This window comes from Candidatus Dechloromonas phosphoritropha (assembly GCA_016722705.1).
Lineage (GTDB): Bacteria > Pseudomonadota > Gammaproteobacteria > Burkholderiales > Rhodocyclaceae > Azonexus > Azonexus phosphoritrophus.
This window is the reverse complement of sequence record JADKGN010000004.1, coordinates 1,370,073-1,389,648: the sequence shown is the minus strand read 5'-3', so window position 1 is coordinate 1,389,648 and position 19,576 is coordinate 1,370,073. Positions and strand designations below refer to the sequence as shown.

Annotated in this window: 17 protein-coding genes, 2 pseudogenes and 1 riboswitch; of the genes and pseudogenes, 11 read left to right on the top strand and 8 right to left on the bottom strand. The window is 62.5% G+C overall.

What is annotated here, in order from left to right; all coding sequences use genetic code 11:
* Positions 1 to 37: 37 nt before the first annotated feature.
* The 6 genes and pseudogenes from IPP03_12480 to IPP03_12455 all read right to left on the bottom strand — a co-directional run bounded on the left by IPP03_12480 (position 38) and on the right by IPP03_12455 (position 4,087).
* Positions 38 to 1,132 carry an MBL fold metallo-hydrolase gene (locus tag IPP03_12480; protein MBL0353418.1) on the bottom strand — a complete coding sequence of 365 codons (1,095 nt, stop codon included), beginning with the start codon at positions 1,130 to 1,132 and terminating at the stop codon, positions 38 to 40.
* A 133-nt stretch (positions 1,133 to 1,265) separates the two neighbouring features.
* Complete coding sequence (locus IPP03_12475; GenBank protein ID MBL0353417.1) at positions 1,266 to 2,066, bottom strand: cobalamin-binding protein; 801 nt, start codon at positions 2,064 to 2,066, stop codon at positions 1,266 to 1,268.
* Complete coding sequence (locus IPP03_12470) at positions 2,066 to 2,962, bottom strand: cobalamin-binding protein (GenBank protein ID MBL0353416.1); 897 nt, start codon at positions 2,960 to 2,962, stop codon at positions 2,066 to 2,068. Before IPP03_12470 ends, IPP03_12475 begins: the two co-directional genes overlap by 1 nt.
* A 50-nt stretch (positions 2,963 to 3,012) precedes the next feature.
* Positions 3,013 to 3,123 (bottom strand): annotated as a pseudogene (locus tag IPP03_12465) (cobalamin biosynthesis protein).
* 114 nt (positions 3,124 to 3,237) lie between these two features.
* A complete protein-coding gene (locus IPP03_12460; GenBank protein ID MBL0353415.1) occupies positions 3,238 to 3,705 on the bottom strand; it encodes a DUF2127 domain-containing protein in 468 nt (155 codons plus the stop codon).
* Positions 3,692 to 4,087, bottom strand: coding sequence for a hypothetical protein (locus IPP03_12455; GenBank protein MBL0353414.1), 396 nt, complete (start codon positions 4,085 to 4,087; stop codon positions 3,692 to 3,694). Before IPP03_12455 ends, IPP03_12460 begins: the two co-directional genes overlap by 14 nt.
* A 132-nt stretch (positions 4,088 to 4,219) precedes the next feature.
* Here IPP03_12455 and IPP03_12450 point away from each other — a divergent pair.
* A pseudogene (locus IPP03_12450) lies at positions 4,220 to 5,014 on the top strand (hypothetical protein).
* Here the strand turns inward: IPP03_12450 and cobU are convergent.
* On the bottom strand, positions 4,989 to 5,552 hold the full coding sequence (gene cobU, locus IPP03_12445; GenBank protein ID MBL0353413.1) for a bifunctional adenosylcobinamide kinase/adenosylcobinamide-phosphate guanylyltransferase: 564 nt from the start codon (positions 5,550 to 5,552) through the stop codon (positions 4,989 to 4,991). The pseudogene IPP03_12450 and the gene cobU sit on opposite strands and share 26 nt — an antisense overlap.
* 130 nt (positions 5,553 to 5,682) lie before the next feature.
* Between cobU and IPP03_12440 the strand changes: the two genes are divergently transcribed.
* From IPP03_12440 to msbA, 7 genes are all read left to right on the top strand, one after another.
* On the top strand, positions 5,683 to 6,846 hold the full coding sequence (locus IPP03_12440; GenBank protein ID MBL0353412.1) for an ATP-binding protein: 1,164 nt from the start codon (positions 5,683 to 5,685) through the stop codon (positions 6,844 to 6,846).
* Complete coding sequence (locus IPP03_12435; protein MBL0353411.1) at positions 6,843 to 9,476, top strand: hypothetical protein; 2,634 nt, start codon at positions 6,843 to 6,845, stop codon at positions 9,474 to 9,476. Before IPP03_12440 ends, IPP03_12435 begins: the two co-directional genes overlap by 4 nt.
* Positions 9,452 to 9,636, top strand: a riboswitch (cobalamin riboswitch). Its footprint overlaps the gene before it by 25 nt.
* An 80-nt stretch (positions 9,637 to 9,716) precedes the next feature.
* Complete coding sequence (gene cobT / locus IPP03_12430; GenBank protein ID MBL0353410.1) at positions 9,717 to 10,766, top strand: nicotinate-nucleotide--dimethylbenzimidazole phosphoribosyltransferase; 1,050 nt, start codon at positions 9,717 to 9,719, stop codon at positions 10,764 to 10,766.
* Entirely contained in the window at positions 10,763 to 11,524 is a 762-nt protein-coding gene (locus IPP03_12425) for an adenosylcobinamide-GDP ribazoletransferase (GenBank protein MBL0353409.1), read from the top strand. The genes cobT and IPP03_12425 overlap by 4 nt, the downstream gene beginning before the upstream one ends.
* Positions 11,525 to 11,582: 58 nt before the next feature.
* On the top strand, positions 11,583 to 12,191 hold the full coding sequence (locus tag IPP03_12420) for a DUF938 domain-containing protein (protein ID MBL0353408.1): 609 nt from the start codon (positions 11,583 to 11,585) through the stop codon (positions 12,189 to 12,191).
* A gap of 234 nt (positions 12,192 to 12,425) precedes the next feature.
* Positions 12,426 to 12,938: an alpha-ribazole phosphatase family protein gene (locus IPP03_12415; protein ID MBL0353407.1), complete on the top strand. Its 513-nt coding sequence runs from the start codon at positions 12,426 to 12,428 to the stop codon at positions 12,936 to 12,938.
* A gap of 96 nt (positions 12,939 to 13,034) precedes the next feature.
* Entirely contained in the window at positions 13,035 to 14,801 is a 1,767-nt protein-coding gene (gene msbA / locus IPP03_12410; GenBank protein MBL0353406.1) for a lipid A export permease/ATP-binding protein MsbA, read from the top strand.
* A gap of 21 nt (positions 14,802 to 14,822) precedes the next feature.
* Here msbA and polA read toward each other — a convergent pair whose 3' ends face one another.
* Positions 14,823 to 17,543 carry a DNA polymerase I gene (gene polA / locus IPP03_12405; GenBank protein ID MBL0353405.1) on the bottom strand — a complete coding sequence of 907 codons (2,721 nt, stop codon included), beginning with the start codon at positions 17,541 to 17,543 and terminating at the stop codon, positions 14,823 to 14,825.
* Between the two features lie 29 nt (positions 17,544 to 17,572).
* Between polA and IPP03_12400 the strand changes: the two genes are divergently transcribed.
* From IPP03_12400 to IPP03_12390, 3 genes are read left to right on the top strand one after another with little or no spacing between them, the layout of a single operon-like run.
* A complete protein-coding gene (locus IPP03_12400; protein ID MBL0353404.1) occupies positions 17,573 to 18,277 on the top strand; it encodes a TIGR00730 family Rossman fold protein in 705 nt (234 codons plus the stop codon).
* Between the two features lie 33 nt (positions 18,278 to 18,310).
* Positions 18,311 to 18,640, top strand: a complete 330-nt coding sequence (locus IPP03_12395) for a DUF2782 domain-containing protein (protein ID MBL0353403.1) — start codon at positions 18,311 to 18,313, stop codon at positions 18,638 to 18,640.
* Between the two features lie 4 nt (positions 18,641 to 18,644).
* Entirely contained in the window at positions 18,645 to 19,571 is a 927-nt protein-coding gene (locus IPP03_12390) for a homoserine kinase (GenBank protein MBL0353402.1), read from the top strand.
* The last annotated feature ends 5 nt before the right edge of the window (positions 19,572 to 19,576 follow it).

Here is a 19,576-nt window from a genome sequence, read left to right as displayed (position 1 = left end):
CAGATTGCTTCCCGAAAGGTGGCAGCCAGGTGGCGTGTCAAGCCGGAGAGTCGGCGTCGCGGACCACCGGTAGGCCGATCTGCTGCCATGACAGCATGCCGCCGCGCAGGTTGGCGACACGCGGGAAGCCGGCCTGGCGCAGGATCACCGTGGCCTGACCCGAACGCATCCCGGCGTGGCACACAGGGATCACCGGCCGGTCCCTCGGAATCTCGTCCAGGCGGTCCTTGAGTTCATTCAACGGAACATGTTGGGCGCCGGCGATGCGGCCCAGCCGCTCGTCCAGTTCGTCGTTCTGCCGGACATCGAGAACGTGCACCGCACCAAGATGTTCGGCGACCCACTCCGGGTCGATCTCGTACAGTCCCGCATAACTCTGGCGTACCGGTCCCCAGTCCGCAGGGCGCGGTGTCTCGCCGTCGTCGGGCCGGCCCGAGCGAAGGTTGGCAGGCACGGCGACGGCAATCTGCTTGGGGTGTGGGAGGTTGAGGTTCTCCATGAAGCCAACGAAGTCGCGTTCGTCTGCGCCGCCGCCGATGCGCGGGTTATGGGCCCGCTCCTCACCGACCGCGGTGACGGTACGGCCGTTGTAGTCGTGCCCGGGAAAGATCAGGCAGTCGTCGGGCAGGCTGAATATCTGCCCGGTGATCGAGCGAAAGAGCGTAACGGCATTGCCCTGCTGGAAATCACAGCGCCCGGCGCCCCGGATCAGTAGGCAATCGCCGGTGAAGGCCAGGCGATGGTCGTCGGTCACATAGGTCAGACAGCCATCGGTGTGCCCCGGGGTGGCGCGCACTTCCAGGGATCGCTTTCCGAAAGCCACGCGATCGCCATGATCGAGGCGCAGATCGGCTCCCTGCAACGCATCGCCGTAACGCGCGGATATCCCGATCTTGCAGCCGGTGGACTGTTGCATCAGCCAGGCGCCGGTCACATGATCGGCGTGGCAGTGCGTGTCGAGGACGGCAATCAGCCGGAGCCCGAGTTCCTCGACCAGCGCGTGGTCACGCAGGTGCTGCTCGAAGACCGTGTCGATGAGCACGGCCTCGCGGGATTGCGGGTCGGCCAGCAGGTAGGTATAAGTCGATGACGCCGCGTCGAAGAGTTGCCGGAAGATTAGTTCGCCGAACATCGGTGCTTTCCTTTGGTGATCAAACCATCAACGGTCAATCTAGTTGAAGTGTGAGGGTGGAGCAAGCGGATTTCCCTATCCGGGCGCTGCCAGCAGATCTATGGACTGGCAGCCGCCTTCGCTTGGAGATTGATCACCGGTCGTCGATGTTCAGGATGTCGAGCAGCAGCGGCAGGCCTTCGGTGATCGCCACCGGCCCCGGGGTCAGGATGATGGCCGACTTGATTTCGTGCATCTTTCCGCTGTTGACCGCGGGAATCGCCTCCCAGCCCGGTCGGGCGACGACGCGTTCGGGGCGGAAGTGCTTGCCGCACCAGGAGCCGATGATGATGTCCGGCGCCGCGGCGATGACTTCGTCGCTGCTTGGCATGCGTCCCCGGGCCAGGGGCGAATGGGAGCGCCCGGCAAAAACATCCTCGCCGCCAGCGATTTCGATCAGCTCGGAGGCCCAGCGGATGCTGCTGATCATGGGTTCGTCCCATTCCTCGAAATAGACGCGAGGTCGCTTGCCGCGCCGGGCGTTGCGTTCGCTGGCCACGGCGCGGGTCCTGGCGATCTGCGCTTCGAGCTCGGCGATGATTTCCAGCGCCCGGCCTTCGGCGCCGATCAGCCGGCCGAGCGTTTCGACCATGCCGAGAATGTCCTCGACGCTACGCGTGTTGAAGGCATAAACCGGCACGCCAGCCTTGATCAGGTCGCGCGAGATGTCGGCCTGCAGGTCGGAGAAGGTGAGCACCAGATCGGGCCGGGTGGTGAGAATCTTGTCGATGTCACCGCTGCTGAAGGCGAAGACCTTGGGCTTTTCCTTGCGTGCCTGGGGCGGACGCACGGTGTAGCCGGAAATGCCGACGATGCGCTCCTGCTCGCCCAGCGCGTAGAGCACCTCGACGGTTTCGGTAGTCAGACAGACGATGCGTTGCGGCGTGCGGCTCATTACGGTCTCCGGCTGCGCGCCGTATCGAGCAGGCGGCAGAGCTTTTCGGTGCCGTCGAGAATGCGCGGCGTGTGGCGTTGCATGATGTCCGGATTGATATGGAAAAGGTTGCCACGGTTGACGGCGGTCATGCGTGTCCATTTGTCCCAGTCATGCAGCCATTCCGGGCGAGCGTCGCCCATGCCGGTGGCGACGATGGCTTCCGGGTTGGCTTCGAGAACAGCTTCGACACTGACCGTCGGAGCCATCTGGCTGAGCTGGCCGAAGACGTTCTCACCGCCGCACAGGCGAATGGCGTCGGTGATGATCTGCTGGCCACCGACGGTCATCAACGGTGCTTTCCAGATCTGGTAGAAGACGCGCACCGTCGGCTTGCCGGCATTGGCCTTGCGCAATTCGGCCAGGCGCTCCCGAAAACGCTCGGCGGCGGCGTGCGCGGTGGCATCGGTCGCGGCCAGCTTGCCCAGTTGTTCGAGATGGGTGGCGATGTCTTCCATCCGGTTCGGCTGGGTAATGAAGACGGTGAGGCCGAGCTTTTCCAGCTTGTCGACCTGTGCCGATGCGTTGCCACTTTGCCAGGCAATGACCAGATCGGGCTTGAGGGCAGCAATCGCTTCGAGATCGACGCGCGAATAAGCGCCGATGCGCGGCACCTTCTTTGCCTCCGGCGGGTAATCACTGTAGTCAACGGTGCCGACCAGATAGGCACCGGCGCCGGCGGCGTAGAGACTTTCGGCCGAATGGGGGGCGAGTGTGACGATGCGCCGGGCTGGCCCCTTAAGGTGTACGTCACGGCCGCTATCGTCGCGGACGACCAGATCCGCCAGCGCACTGCCGGCGAGCAGGAATGCTGCGGTCAACCCAATAAAATGGCGGATTTTCATAAAGTACTCCATGCGTTCAGAGCCGTTGCCAGACGTTGCCACGCCGCTTCGTTGGCCGGCAGGCCGAAGCCGACCAGCGGGTGAAAGCGGCGCGTCTCGCCGAGCACCCAGTCAAGCAGCACGGCGACCCGCGCGGCCAGAGGCATCGAAAACAGAGCGGGGTCGAGGTTCATTCTGGAGAACGGTCGTCCTGCGGGTGGGTGCTTTCAAAGCGCCGGTTAGCGATGGAAAAGGCAAGAGAAACGACGCTAAGTGAGGCGCCATGCACTGGCAAGTTGCCGCCGCTCTCAGCCATGCCTGGCCGGGTTGCGCAGCGCATTGGTGAGCAGCAGGACGCACAGCAGGTTGATTGCGAAGATGCCCGACTTGATCCAGGTCACGCCTTGCAGCAGTTCGTAAATTTCGATGGGCAGATAGATGGCGCCGCTCAGTGCGCCCAGCCATTCGGCCCAGCGCCGTTGCCCCCACAGGCCCCAGGCTTCGATCAGACGTAGGCTGGCATAGGCAGATGCCGCTGCGGACATCAGCCATAAATAGCTGCTGTCGAATTGAGTCAGGCTGTCGATGAAGATTTTCGGGTAATGACTCGCCGGATTCAGGTGGAAATGGCGAACGATGGATTCGGCGCTGTGCTGCAAGTCGTGATGCACGAGTTCCAGCAGGCCAAACCCGGCGAGCAGGACCAGGCTGCCCTTGCCCGCTTCGATCAGGGCAATCAGCCGAATGCCAGCCTGGCTCGGCCTAGTTGCCAGCATCGTCTGCTGCGCCATTGCGCGTCGGGTGCTCCCGGTCAAACTGACGTTCGGCCTGACTCAGATGGCTGATCAGCAGGTGCGACATCATGTTGATCCCGACACCGGCAAACAGGGCCGGCAAAAGATAGAGGGCCAGCGAAAGTTCCGAACTGAACAGCGCATTGTCGATCAGCGATGATGTCAGTTCCGCCTGGCCCTTCAACTTTTGCAGCAAGAGAATGTCGATGCCGGCAAGCACGATCAGCACAATCGCCAGAAAAAACACGGTTTTCCGTGAAATGGCCCGTTTCCACATCATGTACGCGTAGATGGCAAGCGGCACGACCAGAGAAAACAAAATCAGCAGGAAAAATTCCGTTCTGATGAAAACACTTTGCTGCATGGTGGCCGGTCTCCGGTTATGCACCTGATGGGTCATTTTGCCGCAAGGCTGGGTTAGAAAACGTAATCGATTGTATCGGCGATAACTCCCGACTATTCCGATCCGGGGTTCGTCGTGTCCGCATATTCCCTGATGCTTTAAGGCACCACGTCGGATGCCAGCAAAACGAAGCTGGTGGCTGCGCTGTGCCGCATCCAGCAACGTCGCGGTGTGCGCGCCGCCCCTTCAAGCCGCAGAACATGGCGCTCAATTCGGCGGTGATGGTGAACGGCGGCGAATTTTAACGGGCACAGGCTCTGCAGGCGCCGGCATGGCCTGATTTTCGATGCCGAGGACGCCATCACGACTGCTACGGTCGACAGCAAAAAAGCCGCGAAAATTAAAGTGATTCCCCCGGCTTACCCCTGGGTTTCCTACCACAACGACCTCGATCCGCCGCGTCTGCATCCGGAAATCGATTTTCGCTGGATCGGACCGGGTGAAGCGCCACCGGCTGCCGATTTGATCGTCCTGCCCGGCAGCAGCCCGGGGCTGGGCATTCTGGATTGCGTGACGACGCTGAAAAGCGAGAAGCAGTTGCATAACGTCAGTGGTCAACCGGCGCTACCCGGTCAGCCGGCAATGACCGGCTATGAAATTCATCTTGGCGTAAGGTGTGGCGATGGTTTGGCGCAGCCGGCGGTGCATCTCTTCGATGGCCGCAGCGAGGGCATCATCTCGGACGATGACCAGGTTTTCGCCACCCATTGCCACGGCAATTTTGGCCATCCCGAGGCGTTGACCACGCTGCTCGCCTGGGCCGGGCTGAAAGCCGCCGAGCGGATCAATTTTGCCGCCTGCCGCGAAGCCGCTCTGGATCGCCTGGCCGATTCGGTCGACGCCGCGCTCGACCGGGAAAAACTCAGGCCCCTGTTGCCGGGGATTTGAGGCTCAGCGGCAGGCCGGCGGCGACCAGCGTCACCTGATCGCAGCGCGCTGCCACGCGCTGGTTGAGTCGCCCCTGCTCGTCGGCGAACAGCCGCGAAACCGGGTGCATCGGCACGATGCCGCAGCCGACTTCGTTGGAAACGAGAATAACGTGGCCCGGCAGGTCGGGCAGGATGGCCAGCAGCGCGGCGACCTGCTCGCGCAACAGCGGGCAGTCGAGGGGCAACCCGGCTTCGGCTTGCCGAGCAGCCTGGCCGGCGAAGAACAGGTTGGACAGCCACAGGGTCAGGCAGTCGACGAGTATGCAGGTTGCCGGGGCCGCCAGATCGCGCAGGGCGTCGGCAAGCCGGATCGGCTCTTCGACACAATGCCAGTCGGCCGGGCGGCGGGCGCGGTGGTGGGCGATGCGAGCGGCCATTTCAGGGTCGCCCGGGGTGGCGGTGGCGACGTAGATGACCTTGCATGCCGTGGCGGTGGCGCGGCTTTCGGCCAGCGCGCTCTTGCCCGAACGCGTGCCGCCAAGGATCAGTTCTTTCATGGGGATGCTGTGGCTCCAAATAGCTTATGGAAATTGTATTTCACCGGGACACTTTTTATGCGTTACATATTTACATCAAAACTGATTTAAAGCAGAATTGCTGTACAAAAATCTTGCTGTGGAGATTTCCATGAAGATCAGTGTCGGTAATCCGGTTGAAGGTGACGATTTCTTTGACCGGGAACAGGAACAGCGACGTGCATGGCGCAAGCTGGAGGGTAGCCATCTCTTGATGCTCGCGCCACGCCGCATCGGCAAGACCTCTCTGATTCTCCGTTTGTGTGCGACGGCTCGTCAGCACTCCCGTTGGGCCGTGCATTGCAGTTTCGCCAAATGCGAAAGCGAAAGTGATTGCGTTCGCGAGCTGTTCAGTGCGCTCGCCACCCAGCAAACCATCAGCCAGCGCACCAAAGCGCTGTTCGCCCGCATCAAGAGCGTAAAGCTCGGAGAACTCGGCATCGAATGGCATGCAGTCAACGCCGAAAAATGGCGTGACGCTGGCGAAGAACTGGGCAAGGCTCTCTCGGAAGGCGAGGATGACTGGCTGATCTGTGTCGATGAACTGCCCGTCTTCGTCATCAACCTGCTGCAACAAGGTGATGAAGGGAGGCGCAAGGTGCGCGCATTTCTGTATTGGCTGCGCGACCTCCGCCAGACCCATTATCGTCGTGTCAAGTGGCTGCTCGCCGGCTCCATTGGGCTGGATACGTTGGCCGCACGCTTGGGCTTGAGTGACACCATCAACGATCTTGAGCCATTTCCTCTGGATGCATTCAATGAGGAATCCGCCAAGCGCTTTCTCGGCGAACTGGCGAGCAGCTACGGCATCGTGGTGGACGAAAGTTTACGCAGTGTCATCGTGCAACGAGTCGGCTGGCCGGTTCCCTACTACCTGCAACTGATGTTCGAGCACTTACGGGAGGAAAGCCTGGAGAGCGGACGAGCGCCGGATGCAGAGATGGTCGAACTGGTTTTCGAAAAGCTGCTCGGCATGGGTTATCGCAGCCACTTCGATTACTGGCGGCAGCGGCTGGATGAAGAACTTGGCCAGCCTGAAGCCGGGCAGGCCGCGTTGCTTTTGAGCCGGATTTGCCGGTCGACCGCAGGCGAAAGCCGGGACAACCTGGCACAGGTACTAGGCACAACGATCCGAGATGCCGACGAGCGCGACAAACTGCTCAATTACCTGCTCGATGTTCTGGTCAGCGACGGCTACCTGATCGAGCGCCAGAGGCGCTTTGCCTTTCGTCTTGAATGGCTGCGCGTCTATTGGCAACGGCGGTTTACCGCATGAGCCACGATACCGCGTTGAAGCGCCCTGCGCTTTACAATCCGGCGCTGTGGAGTCGCGATGAGGTGCGCACTTATTACATCGCCCGTCACAATCTGCTCGCCCGCTTTCTTGACGACTTTCGCCGGGAAAAGCCGGGTACCCGGCCCCAGCATCGATTGATTCTCGGTCAGCGGGGAATGGGTAAGTCGACCTTGCTGCGCCGCCTTGCCATCGGCGTTGAGGATGATGCTGAACTGGCCGCGCAGTGGCTGCCGCTGACCTTTCCCGAAGAGCAATACAACGTCGCCACGCTGGCTGATTTCTGGCTCAACTGTCTCGATGCCCTGGGTGATTTTCTCGAAGCGCGCGGTGATGTCGCCAAAGTGAAAGCCATCGACGCCGAAGTCGAACGTCTGGACCGCAAGGATGGTGAGTGCGCGCTGCAGGCCCTGTTGCGGATGGCAAAAAAGCTGGATCGTCGCCTGTTGCTGCTGGTCGATAACATCGACCTCGTTCTGGAGCGGATCAAGGACAAGGACTGGGTCCTGCGCGAAGCCTTGCAGCAACACCCGGAACTCCTCCTCGTCGGCGCCAGCAGCCGGGCGCTTGAAAGCACCTACGACTACGGCGCGGCCTTCTACGACTTTTTCCGGATCGACGAATTGCGAGGACTGACTGAGGACGAGATGCGCGATACCATCGTTGCCCTCGCACGTGAAAGAGGCGCCGACGACGTGGTGAACCGCGTCGAATCCGACCCCGGCCGACTGCGCGTGCTGCACACGCTGACCGGGGGCAATCCACGTACCGCGGTGCTGCTCTACGGCGTATTGCTGAAGGGCGTCGATGGGGACGTGCGTTCCGATCTGGAGGGCCTGCTCGACGAAGTGACGCCGCTTTACAAGGCCCGTTTCGACGAGCTGCCGACCCAGGCCCAGCAACTGCTCGACAAACTCGCCTTGCACTGGGATCCGATGAGTGCCCGCCAGGCCGCCGATGCGCTGGGGTGGACGGTCAACCTCGCTTCTGCTCAACTCGATCGCCTGGTGCAGAGCGGTGTTGCCGAAAAGGTCAAGGCCGGTAGTGGCAAGCGGATGGCCTTCCAGGTCGCCGAGCGCTTCTTCAACATCTGGTATCTGATGCGCGCCAGTCGCCGGGTGAGACGCAAATTGATGTGGTTGGTCGAGTTCTTGCGGGTGTTTTTCAGCTCGAAAGAGTTGCAGCGTCTGGCGCACGAAAGCTTGCAGGCCCCTTCTGCAGACGCACGTAGAGCCGAATACATGCTGGCGCTGTGTCGGGCGATTGGTCCGATGCCGGTCGTGCACGCATTGGAGACGCGGGCGCTGGAAGTCATTCTTTCGAGGCGCGGGACGATGCTGGAGGAAATCTTCGATATGTCGGGCGACGACAGCGATCTGGCGAGCAAGGCCGAGCGGATTAGGGCAAGAAAGGCGGCAAGGACAGTTCTGGAGAGGATGTTTGCGGGAGAGGAAGACAAGGGCGTGATTGAGCAGGTGTTGGGACTGCCATTGCCTTCACAGATATTGCTGAAGTTGATTGGTGCCTTTGACGGAACCCTACCTACGGATCGCGAGAGCCTTCAACAATTTGTCAAACAAGCAATGCAGATTGGCACTACAACATTTGGCACGCTTGGCACCTCCCAACTTTCTTCGGCGATCGCGAACGGATACATGGAGAGTCCAAGGGACGTCGAGGGTGGGGAGGCTGCTGCATTGAGGTTTGAATATCCCTTGCTGGGGATTGTGCCAAGGCTATTCAACCAACCCAAGAATGTGCAAGAAGGTGCGGAACATGAGCGTCTGGCCCGCGATGCGATTGAGGTTGATCCCAGTGGCGCGTTGTACTGGATTTGCCTGGCGGAAGCGTTGATCAAGCAGGACAAGATCGACGGTGCGCTGGATGCCGCGCGCAAGGCGAGGGAGATTGCGCCGGAGGATCCTCCCGTCCTGCTTCTCGTGGGAGGCGTCTTCGAGAAATCACCGGAAACCCGTGAAGAGGCCGAAGCTGTCTATCGCAAAGCCTTGGCCGTCGAGCCTGAAAATTGGAAGGGTTTGCGGAGCTTGAGCCTACTATTGGTTCAGGATGTATCGAGCCGTCCCGAAGCCACCTCCCTTGCACGAAAATTGTGCGCCATGGAGCCAAATGCCGCTGAGAACTGGTTGCTCTTGGCCGCATCGCTGTCGGATCAGCAAGAAACCGAGGATGAGTGTGTGGCGGCAGTTATACGAGCGACAGAACTTGCGCCAGACGATGTGGCAACGCTTGCGACAGCGGCTACGGTGCTATTTGCGATCAAGCGACTGGATGAGGCCGAAATTGCTACACGGACTCTATTCAGTTTGCTGGCTGCGAAAGATCACTTGCAGGATCAGGAAGCGGGAAGTTTGATTGAGGTCCTTGCTATTGGCTGTTTGAGAGGGGCGGCACCGCTACTGCTGCGGGAGTTGGACGCCACCGATGCCGCTCAGCGTTTTCGCCCCGCACGAGAGGCCTTGGCTGCGACGGTGGCCGGATCGGCAGAGATGCTGAATGGCGTTGCTCCCGAGGTCCGCAAACCGGCACTCGAAATTCTGGCGATCATCGCACCCAAGCTGACGAATCCGGAAATGCTTGCCGCTCCGATATAATCCAACGCGATTCGATAGACGGAACACGGTGAAATTCCGTGGCGGGCCCGCCGCTGTAATCGGGGACGGATGTCGCGAAGACCACTGGCGAATGCCGGGAAGGTGCGACGATCCGGCTGATCCGAAAGCCAGAAGACGTATCGGATTGTGGGGCTGGAAGCCTGTGGACAGGGTTTCGCTGCGGTGTTCCTTTGAACGCCGCGGCGAGGCCCTTTTGGTTTTTTGGACAGGAAAAATCGGATGCATTCAAGTTTTAATATCGTCGCCCCGGAGCAGGGCCTGGGCGCTGCACTGCAGCAGAAGATCGACCAGAAAACCAAGCCGCTTGGCGCGCTCGGCCAACTGGAAGCCTTGGCCATGAAGATCGGCCTCATCCAGCAAAGCTTGGCTCCGCAACTGACGCAGCCGCACATGCTGGTGTTCGCCGGCGACCACGGTGCGGCCAAGGCCGGCATTTCTGCCTACCCGCAGGACGTCACCTGGCAGATGGTGGAGAATTTTCTGGCCGGTGGCGCGGCGATTAACGTCTTCGCCCGCCAGAACGGATTGAACCTGACCGTAATCGACGCCGGTGTGGCGCATGACTTCGGACCGCGCCCGGGCTTGATCGATGCCAAGGTGGCGTCAGGTACGGCGAACTGTATCGAGCAGCCGGCGATGACGCCCGAGCAATGCACCGAGGCGATCGCGCGTGGCGCCGGACTTGTCCGCAACCTCGCCGCCAATGGCTGCAACGTTGTAGGCTTCGGCGAAATGGGGATCGGCAACACGGCGTCAGCCGCGCTGCTTACCCACTGCCTGACCGGTACTCCGCTGGCCGAGTGTGTAGGGCGTGGCACCGGGCTCGACGATGCCGGGCTGGCACGCAAGCAGGCGCTGCTCGCCAAGGCGCTGGCTCGCTACCGCGGCGCGGGCGGCGCCGATGATCCGCTGAACGTGCTGGCCGAATTCGGCGGCTACGAGATCGCGATGATGGTTGGCGCGATGCTGGCGGCGGCGGAAGCCAGGATGCTACTTCTGATCGACGGCTTTATCGTCGGTTCGGCGGTGTTGACCGCAGCGCGCCTGTTCCCGGCGTTGGCCGCGTATTGCATCTTCTGCCATCGCTCGGCCGAACCCGGGCATGGCGCGCAGCTTCGGGCTCTGGATGCCGAGCCGTTACTCGACCTCGGGCTGCGCCTCGGCGAAGGCACTGGTGCCGCGCTGGCCTGGCCGCTCGTCCAGGCGGCGGCCGGTTTTCTCAACGAGATGGCCAGTTTCGCGTCGGCCGGCGTGTCGGACAAGGCATGATCCGTCGCGAGCTGGAATATTTCTTCGGCGCGGTGCGTTTCTTCACGCGCTTGCCGGTGCCGGCCTGGGTCGGCCATTCGAGCGAGGCGCTAAACCGTTCGGCGCGTTATTTTCCGGCGGTCGGCCTGCTGATCGGCGGTATCGGTGCGCTGGTCTATCTCGGGGCGGCGTACTTCTGGCCACAGCCGGTTGCCGTGCTGCTGTCGCTAGCGGCAACCATCTACGCCACCGGCGCCTTCCACGAGGATGGCTTGGCCGATACTGTCGACGGCCTCGGCGGCGGCTGGGAAAAGCTGCGCATCCTCGAAATCATGAAGGACTCGCGGGTCGGCAGCTACGGCGTCGTCGCCATGGTGCTGGCTCTGCTCGGCAAGTTCACGCTGCTGAATTCGCTGGATGGCGCGCTGGTTCCCTTCGCGCTGCTTGCCGGCCACGCCGTGTCGCGCTTCTGTTCGACCGTGTTGCTGGCGACCATGGACTATGTGCGTGAGGATCTGCTGGCCAAGGCGAAACCCTTGGCAACCCGGATTTCCGGCGGTGAGATGCTGGTTGCGCTGCTCTTCGTTCTGGTCGTACTCACCTTGTTGCCGACCGAGAAAGCTGTTGCCGGCTGTGTTCTGGCCGCCCTCGCCACGCTCTGGCTGGCCGGAAAGTTCCGGCGCTGGCTCGGTGGCTACACCGGCGACTGTCTGGGTGCGACGCAGCAGGTTAGCGAAATTGCCTTCTACCTCGGCCTGCTTGCCCGCTGGCCGAACTGAAGGCGGCTTTCGATGCCGGCCAGCGTTAAGGTGGGTGTCTTCCGGTAAACTGCCGCCCATGGAAAAGCCCCACGCCCCCGCCTGCGAGAGGAACAGCGAGCCAATTCTCGATGTGCTGCGCGACCACTTCGGCGACCGTCGCTCCGTGCTGGAAATTGGTAGCGGCACCGGCCAGCACGCGATCTTCTTCGCCGCCCGTCTGCCGCATCTGGTCTGGCAAGCCTCCGACCGTGAGGAAAACTTGCCGGGAATCAATGCGTGGCTGGACGAGGCCGGTCTCCCCAACACCCCGCCAGCGGTCGAACTGGACGTCACTGCGAGCTGGCCGACGGGGCGCTACGATGCGGTCTTCAGCGCCAATACCTTGCACATCATGGCGTGGGCCGCCGTCGAGCGACTCTTTGCGGGATTGCCCGGCGTTCTCGCCGACCAGGCCAAGGTCGCCATTTACGGCCCCTTCAACTATGGCGGTCGCTTCACCAGCGAGAGCAACGCGGCCTTCGATCTCCGGCTCAGGGAAGATGCGCCGCACCAGGGAATTCGTGACTTCGAGAAGGTGAACGGACTTGCCGAAATGGCAGGGCTCGAACTGGTCGAGGACCGCGCCATGCCGTCCAACAACCGCTGTCTGATCTGGCGCAGGTCCTGCGGTTCGAGAACCACCTGACGGGACGCCCCGCGCTTGCAGAAGGGGTTGCTCGTCGGCTGGAAGGGGCGATAGCCACGGCGGGCCGGAGTCGCTAGTTCGCATTAACCCGGCAATGCCAATCCCGGCGTCAGCCTTCAGCCCGCCGGCTCATGCCGTATGATTGGCGGATTCACCCGTCCTTTCCAGGTTGACCAGGATGCGTCCAATCCTCCTTCCGTTGCCCGTCGCCGGTGTCGTCGTCTTGCCCGGCGCATGATTCTCCATCTCGTTCGCCACCCCGAACCGGTGGTCGCGCCGAGCATCTGCTACGGTCGACTCGATATTCCGGCCAAAAATGCCGGCGCCGTCGCGGCGCGCTTGCGGGCCAGGCTGGCGGGCGGGTTGCCGGTGTGGAGCAGCCCTTTGCGGCGTTGCCGGGAACTGGCGGAACTGCTGCTGCCGCAGGCGGCGATCGACGACCGCCTGGTCGAGATGAATTTCGGCGTTTGGGAAGGCCAACCGTGGGATGCCATTCCGCGCGTTGAACTCGATGCCTGGGCAGCCAATGTGGGCGGCTATGCGCCACCGGGCGGGGAGTCGCCGTTGGCGCTGCAGCGCCGCGCGCTCGATTTCGTCGCCGGGCTCGACGCCCCGGAGTCAGTCATCGTCACCCATGCCGGGGTCATCCGCGTCCTGCTCGCGCATTGGCGCGGGTTGCCGCCCGGCGAATGGCCGCAACTCGCTTTCGCCCACGGGTCGCTGACCACCGTCGCCATCGGTCGCTGATCCTGCGGAGCCGAACGCCACCATCAGCGGTGAGCGTCGGAGTCGCCGGGCGGGCGGGTATAATCCGCCCCTTAACTTTGCCCTTCAGGGATCTGCATGGCCCGAGACATGACCAGTAGTCGTGCGCTGTATTCCCGGCTGTTGACCTATGTCAGGCCGTACTGGCAGGTCTTTCTGGCGGCAATGCTGTGCATGGGCCTGTCGTCCCTGGCCGAGCCGGTCTTTCCGGCGATGATGAAGTACATGCTCGATGATGGTTTCGCCAAGACTCAGGGCGGCTGGGCCTGGCTGATCTATCCGCTCATCATTCTGGCGATTTTCCTGGTCCGCGCGATTTTCGGTTTTCTCGGCGAATACGCCATGAGCTGGGTCGCGAACAATGTCATCACCGAGTTGCGCCAGGCCATGTTCACCCGCATCGTCCACCTGCCGATGCGCTACTACAGCGACAATCTTTCCGGCCACCTGATGTCGCGCGTCATGTACGACGTCACCAACGTGACCGGCGCGGCGACGACAGCGATCACCTCGCTGATCAGGGATTCACTCTCGATCATCGCGCTGATGGGCTGGCTGTTCTATCTCAACTGGCAACTGACGCTGATCACGCTCGTCATGGCGCCGCCGATCGCGGTCGCCGTGCGCTTCTTCAGTCGCCGGCTGCGCACGGTCTCGCGTGGTTTGCAGCAGGCGATGGGCAAGATTACTCAGGTCCTGCAGGAAACGATCGAGGGCTACAAGGTGGTGCGGATCTTCGGCGGCCAGACCTACGAAAGGGAACGTTTTCGCCAGGCTGTCCGCGAACAGCGCGGCCTGGCGATGCGAGCGACGCTCGCTTCCGCTGGCCAGAGCCCGATAGTCCATTTCTTTGCCGCGGTCGCTCTCGCCATCATCATCGGCGTCGCGCTCAGGCAGGCGGCGGATGACCAGACGACGGTCGGCAACTTCGTCTCCTTCATCACCGCCATGCTGATGCTCCTGCCGGCGCTGCGGCGGTTGACCGACGTCAATGCGCCGATCCAGCGCGGGCTTGCCGCAGCCGAAAGCGTCTTCGCGCTGATCGACGAAGCGGCCGAGGAGGATACCGGGAATGTCGAACTCGGACGCGCCCGGGGCCATGTCGACTTCGAGCATGTCACCTTCATCTATCCTGGTGCCGAGCGTCCCGCGCTCAACGACTTGTCGCTGACGGTGCGGCCAGGCGAGTACTTGGCACTGGTCGGCGCCTCGGGCAGCGGCAAGACAACGGTCGCCAACCTGCTGCCGCGCTTCCATGATGTCGAAGTGGGGGAGATCCGGATCGACGGGCATCGCCTGTCCGAGATCCAGCTGGAAAGCCTGCGCGCAAACATCGCGCTGGTGAGTCAGGATGTGGTTCTGTTCAACGACACCATCGCCGCCAACATTGCCTATGGAACGAAACGGGGAGCCTTGCGCGAGCAGATTCGCGCCGCCGCCGGCGCCGCCCATGCCCTCGAGTTCATCGACGTGCTGCCGGATGGAATCGACACGATGATCGGCGAAAACGGCGTCAAGCTCTCCGGGGGGCAGCGCCAGCGTCTCGCCATCGCCCGGGCGATCCTCAAGGACGCTCCGATCCTGATCCTCGACGAGGCGACGTCGGCGCTCGACACCGAATCCGAACGCCACGTGCAGGCGGCGCTCGACGAACTGATGCGCGGGCGCACGACACTGGTCATCGCCCACCGCCTGTCCACCATCGAGAATGCCGATCGCATCGTTGTCCTGCACGAAGGCAGGCTGAGCGAATCCGGCAGGCATGCCGATCTCCTGGCGCTGAACGGCGCCTACGCCCGCTTGCACAGCCTGCAGGTACAGGCCGAGAAATCGGCGGGCGACTGAAAACCCCGGCCGGTGGCGAGGCTAGTGCGCCGCCTCCCAGTTCGGTCCGATGCCGACCTCGACGACCAGCGGCACCTTGAGTGTCGCCACATTTCCCATCAGCCGCGGCAGGTGGGTGCGAACTTCCATCAGTTCGTCGTCGGGCGCTTCCAGCACCAGTTCGTCGTGCACCTGCAGGACGAGGCGGGATTTCCGCGCCGGGTCTTCCAGCCAGTTGTTGACGGCGATCATCGCCATCTTGATCAGGTCGGCGGCCGTTCCCTGCATCGGCGCGTTGATCGCGGCGCGCTCCGCCCCCTGACGGCGGTTGCCGTTGCTCGAGCGGATCTCCGGGAAGTACAGGCGGCGGCCGAAGGCGGTTTCGACGTAACCGTGCTGGCGCGCCGATTCCCGCGCCTCCTCCATGTAGCGGGCGACGCCGGGGTAGCGCGCGAAGTAGCGGTCGATGTAGGTCTGCGCCGCGCTGCGTTCCAGCCCGAGCTGGCGGGCGAGGCCGAAGGCGCTCATGCCGTAGATCAGGCCGAAGTTGATGCTCTTGGCGACGCGACGCTGGTCGGGGCCGACTTCGAGCGGGGTGACGCCGAAGATCTCGCCGGCCGTTGCCCGGTGCACGTCCTCGCCGTGCGCGAAGGCGTCGAGCAGGCGCTCGTCACCCGAGAGGTGGGCCATGATGCGCAGTTCGACCTGCGAATAATCGGCCGAAACAATGCTGCTGCCCGGTGGGGCGATGAAGGCGGTGCGGATCTTGCGGCCTTCCTCACTGCGCACCGGGATGTTCTGCAGGTTGGGGTCGCTCGAGGCGAGGCGGCCGGTGACTACCGACGCTTGCGAGAAGTGAGTATGCACTCTCCCGGTATCCCGGTTGATCATCCGCGGCAGCTTGTCAGTATAGGTGCCCTTGAGCTTGGCCAGACTGCGGTGTTCGAGCAGCAGCTTGGGCAGCGGGTAGTCGAGGGCCAGTTCGGAGAGCACCTCCTCGTCGGTCGATGGGCCACCGGACGGCGTCTTTTTCTTGATCGGCAGTCCCAGCTTTTCGAACAGAATGTCGGCCAGTTGCTTCGGTGACGCCAGGTTGAACGGCTGGCCGGCCAGTTCATGGGCCTGCGCTTCAAGCGCCATGATCTTCCGGCCGATTTCATGACTCTGGCGCGTCAGTATCGCGGCGTCGATCAGGATGCCGGTGCGCTCCATCTGCCAGATGACCTGGCGGGCCGGCATCTCGAGGTCGTGGTAGATGTAGGAAAGCCCCTCTTCTTTGGTGAACCGCGGGTGCAACGCCTGGTGGACGCGCAGCGTGACATCGGCATCCTCGGCGGCGTAGCTCGCGGCGCGCTCGATGTCGACCTGGTCGAAGCCGATCTGCCGCGCGCCCTTGCCGCACAGGTCTACGTAAGCAATGGTGTCCAGCCCGAGGTGGCGGGTGCACAACTGGCCGAGGTCGTGGCCCTTGTCGGATTCGATGACATAGCTTTGCAGCATGGTGTCATGTTCGATACCGGCCAGTGCGATGCCGTGGTTGGCGAAAACGTGCTGGTCATATTTCGCGTTTTGCAGCACTTTTTTCCGGTCGACCGCGACCAGCCAGGGTTTCAGCTTTTCCAGAACTTCGTCGCGCGGCAACTGTTCGGGGACGCCGGGGGCGGTGTGGGCGAGCGGAATGTAGCAGGCCTCGCCCGGCGTCACGGATAGCGAAATGCCGACGATGCGGGCGGCAAACGAATCGAGGCTGGTCGTTTCGGTATCGAGCGCGGTCAGCTCAGCCGCCTCGATTTTGGCCAGCCAGGCGTCGAATTGCGCCCAGGTGAAGACGGTTTCGTAATGGACGGTGATGGCGGTCGCTGCAGGCTTCGCGTCAGCCGGTGTCGATACCCGAGCCGGCACGGCGGCCGCTGCTTCGGGACCATCAATTTCGCCGAGCCAGGTACGGAACTGGTAGCGGGTATAGAGTTCGCGCAGGGTGTCGATATCCCGTTCCGTTACGGTCAACGCCGTCGGAGCGGGCAAATTGGTGAGGTCGCGGGCGACGGTGACCAGCTTCTTGCCGAGCGGCAGGAATTCCAGATGGTCGCGCAGGTTCTGGCCGACGGCGCCGCTTATTTCGTCGGCATGGGTAACGATTCCGTCGAGTGAACCGTATTGCGCCAGCCATTTGAGCGCCGTTTTCGGGCCGCACTTGGCAACGCCGGGCACGCCGTCGACGGTGTCGCCGACCAGCGCCAGATAATCGACGATCATTTTCGGCGGCACGCCGAATTTGGCCTCGACGCCGGCTTCGTCGAGCAGTTCGTTGCTCATTGTGTTGTACCAGCGGACGAGCGGGTTCACGAGCTGAGTCAGATCCTTGTCACCGGTCGAAATCAGCGTATTTATCCCGTCGACCGTAGCCTTCGTTGCCAGCGTGCCGATCACGTCGTCGGCCTCGACGCCGTCGACCATCAGCAGTGGCCAGCCGGCCGCCTTGATCGCCGCGTGCAGCGGTTCAATCTGGTGCACCAAATCGTCCGGCATCGGCGGCCGGTGCGCCTTGTATTCCGGATACCAATCGTCGCGGAAGGTCTTGCCCTTGGCATCGAAGACGACGGCCTTGTAGTCCGCCTTGTGGTCGCTTTCCAGCCGGCGTAGCATGTTGAGAACGCCGTATAAGGCGCCGGTCGGCTCGCCGGCGTTGTTGCGCAGGTCGGGCAGGGCGTGAAAAGCGCGGTAGAGGTAGGACGAGCCGTCCACCAACAACAAGAGAGGCATGAGAAGTGACGGAAAGCGAAAAACTGGTGATGGGCGTCGAATCCGAGGCCTTGTTGCATACTGCCTCGGCCCGGGAATCGTGGCGAATTTTCGGCATTATGTCAGAGTTCGTCGAGGCCACCGAGCGTCTGGCGGCGATCAAGCCGGCGGTCACCATCTTCGGCAGCGCCCGCGTGGCGCCCGGCTCGCCGTACTACGATCTTACCGAGAAGACAACGCGCCTGCTATCCGATTCCGGCTTTTCGGTGATCTCGGGCGGCGGACCCGGCATCATGGAGGCCGCCAACAAGGGCGCCTATTTTGGCAAGTCGCCGTCGGTCGGGTTGAACATCCAGTTGCCGCACGAGCAGCAGTCCAATCGCTATCAGGACATTTCGCAGACCTTCCGCCACTTCTTCGCGCGCAAGTACATGTTCGTGCGTTTCGCCAGTGCCTACGTGGTGATGCCCGGCGGTTTCGGTACGCTCGACGAGCTGATGGAAGCGCTCACTCTCATCCAGACCGGCAAGGCGAGAAAGATTCCGCTGATTCTTGTCTGTTCGGACTTCTGGCGGGGAATGATCGACTGGTTCAAGGAAAAACTTGTCGAGGAACAAATGGTTAACTCCAAGGACATGGATCTGATCCAGTTGATCGATGAGCCGCAGCAGGTCGTCGAGGCGATTTTCAAACACTACGAGGCGCGGCCGTTCGGTCCGCTGCCCGGCGAACGTGAGTTGATGCTCAACCTGTAATAGAATCAGCGGCAGATTTTCGAGGATCACACCATGCGCCACCTAATTCCCGTCATCCTGCTGGCATCGCTGCCGGCTTTCGCACAACAGAACAATCTTCAGCCGCTGCCCGCCGTTCCGCCGCCACCGCCGGGCATGGAAGCCTTCGACGCGGCGCTCGAGCCACAGGTCACGATCGTCAAGACCGAAACCGAGACCCGCGAGGAGTTCCGTCAGAACGGCAGGCTCTACATGGTCAAGGTGACTCCGGCGGTGGGCCCCGTGTACTATCTCGTCGATCAGCAGGGCGACGGCAACTTCGTCCAGCAGGACAACCCGGGAACCATGGTGACGCCGGCCATGTGGAGAATTTTCAGCTGGTAGCCGCTTGTCAGTCTACACGACGGTCGAGCCCGACGAGTTAGCGCTCTGGTTCGCGCCGCTCGGGCTAGGTGCTCCGGGCACGCTGACCGGCATTGCCGCCGGCATGCAAAATTCGAATTACTTCGTTACGGCGAGCGGCCGGCGCTGGGTCTTGACCATCTTTGAGCACCTGGCGCCCCGCGATCTCGATTTCTGCCTGGCTCTCCAGGAGCATCTGGCGGCGCGCGGGATTCCCTGTCCGCGACCGCTGGCTGCCGCCGACGGGCGCTTCTGGCGGCCGCTGGCCGGCAAGCCGGCGGCTCTTTTCACCTGTCTGCCCGGTGATTGCATCGAAGCGGCAACCGTAGCGCACTGCCGGACGCTGGGGACAATGCTGGCGTGCCTGCATCTGGCCGGCGTCGATTTTCCTTCGCCCTTACCCAATCCCTGCGGCCACGAATGGCGCGAACGGACCGGTCGGCGGCTGGCGCCGGCGCTGTCCGCCGACGAACGCGGTCGACTCCTCGTCGAACTCGATTTCCAGGCGGCGCAGGATTATTCAGGTCTGCCGCACGGCATCGTCCATGGCGACCTGTTCCGGGACAATGTCCTGTGGCAGGACAACGAAGAGCTTTCCGGCGTGCTCGACTTCTATTTCGCCGGCGCCGACAGCCTGCTGTTCGATCTGGCGGTGGTGGCCAACGACTGGTGCCCCGAGGCCGATCAGCTCGCCGCCCTGATTGCCGGATACAGCGCGTTGCGGCCGCTGACGTCGGGCGAAGAGGCCGCGTGGCCGGCGCTGCGCCGTGCCGCAGCGCTTCGTTTCTGGCTATTGCGACTCGATGCGCGGCAGCACCCGCGTCCCGGCGCTGTGGTAACGATCAAGGATCCGGACCATTTCGGACAACTTCTGCGGCGTCTTTGCCTTGCTCAGGAAGGCTCGCGCCGTTAGCATCC

Coding starts and splice junctions, on each gene's coding strand:
- IPP03_12480 (MBL0353418.1), bottom strand. CDS start 1,132: ATGTTCGGCGAACTAATCTTCCGGCAACTCTTCGACGCGGCGTCATCG.
- IPP03_12475 (MBL0353417.1), bottom strand. CDS start 2,066: ATGAGCCGCACGCCGCAACGCATCGTCTGTCTGACTACCGAAACCGTC.
- IPP03_12470 (MBL0353416.1), bottom strand. CDS start 2,962: ATGGAGTACTTTATGAAAATCCGCCATTTTATTGGGTTGACCGCAGCA.
- IPP03_12460 (MBL0353415.1), bottom strand. CDS start 3,705: ATGCTGGCAACTAGGCCGAGCCAGGCTGGCATTCGGCTGATTGCCCTG.
- IPP03_12455 (MBL0353414.1), bottom strand. CDS start 4,087: ATGCAGCAAAGTGTTTTCATCAGAACGGAATTTTTCCTGCTGATTTTG.
- cobU (MBL0353413.1), bottom strand. CDS start 5,552: ATGAAAGAACTGATCCTTGGCGGCACGCGTTCGGGCAAGAGCGCGCTG.
- IPP03_12440 (MBL0353412.1), top strand. CDS start 5,683: ATGAAGATCAGTGTCGGTAATCCGGTTGAAGGTGACGATTTCTTTGAC.
- IPP03_12435 (MBL0353411.1), top strand. CDS start 6,843: ATGAGCCACGATACCGCGTTGAAGCGCCCTGCGCTTTACAATCCGGCG.
- cobT (MBL0353410.1), top strand. CDS start 9,717: ATGCATTCAAGTTTTAATATCGTCGCCCCGGAGCAGGGCCTGGGCGCT.
- IPP03_12425 (MBL0353409.1), top strand. CDS start 10,763: ATGATCCGTCGCGAGCTGGAATATTTCTTCGGCGCGGTGCGTTTCTTC.
- IPP03_12420 (MBL0353408.1), top strand. CDS start 11,583: ATGGAAAAGCCCCACGCCCCCGCCTGCGAGAGGAACAGCGAGCCAATT.
- IPP03_12415 (MBL0353407.1), top strand. CDS start 12,426: ATGATTCTCCATCTCGTTCGCCACCCCGAACCGGTGGTCGCGCCGAGC.
- msbA (MBL0353406.1), top strand. CDS start 13,035: ATGGCCCGAGACATGACCAGTAGTCGTGCGCTGTATTCCCGGCTGTTG.
- polA (MBL0353405.1), bottom strand. CDS start 17,543: ATGCCTCTCTTGTTGTTGGTGGACGGCTCGTCCTACCTCTACCGCGCT.
- IPP03_12400 (MBL0353404.1), top strand. CDS start 17,573: ATGGGCGTCGAATCCGAGGCCTTGTTGCATACTGCCTCGGCCCGGGAA.
- IPP03_12395 (MBL0353403.1), top strand. CDS start 18,311: ATGCGCCACCTAATTCCCGTCATCCTGCTGGCATCGCTGCCGGCTTTC.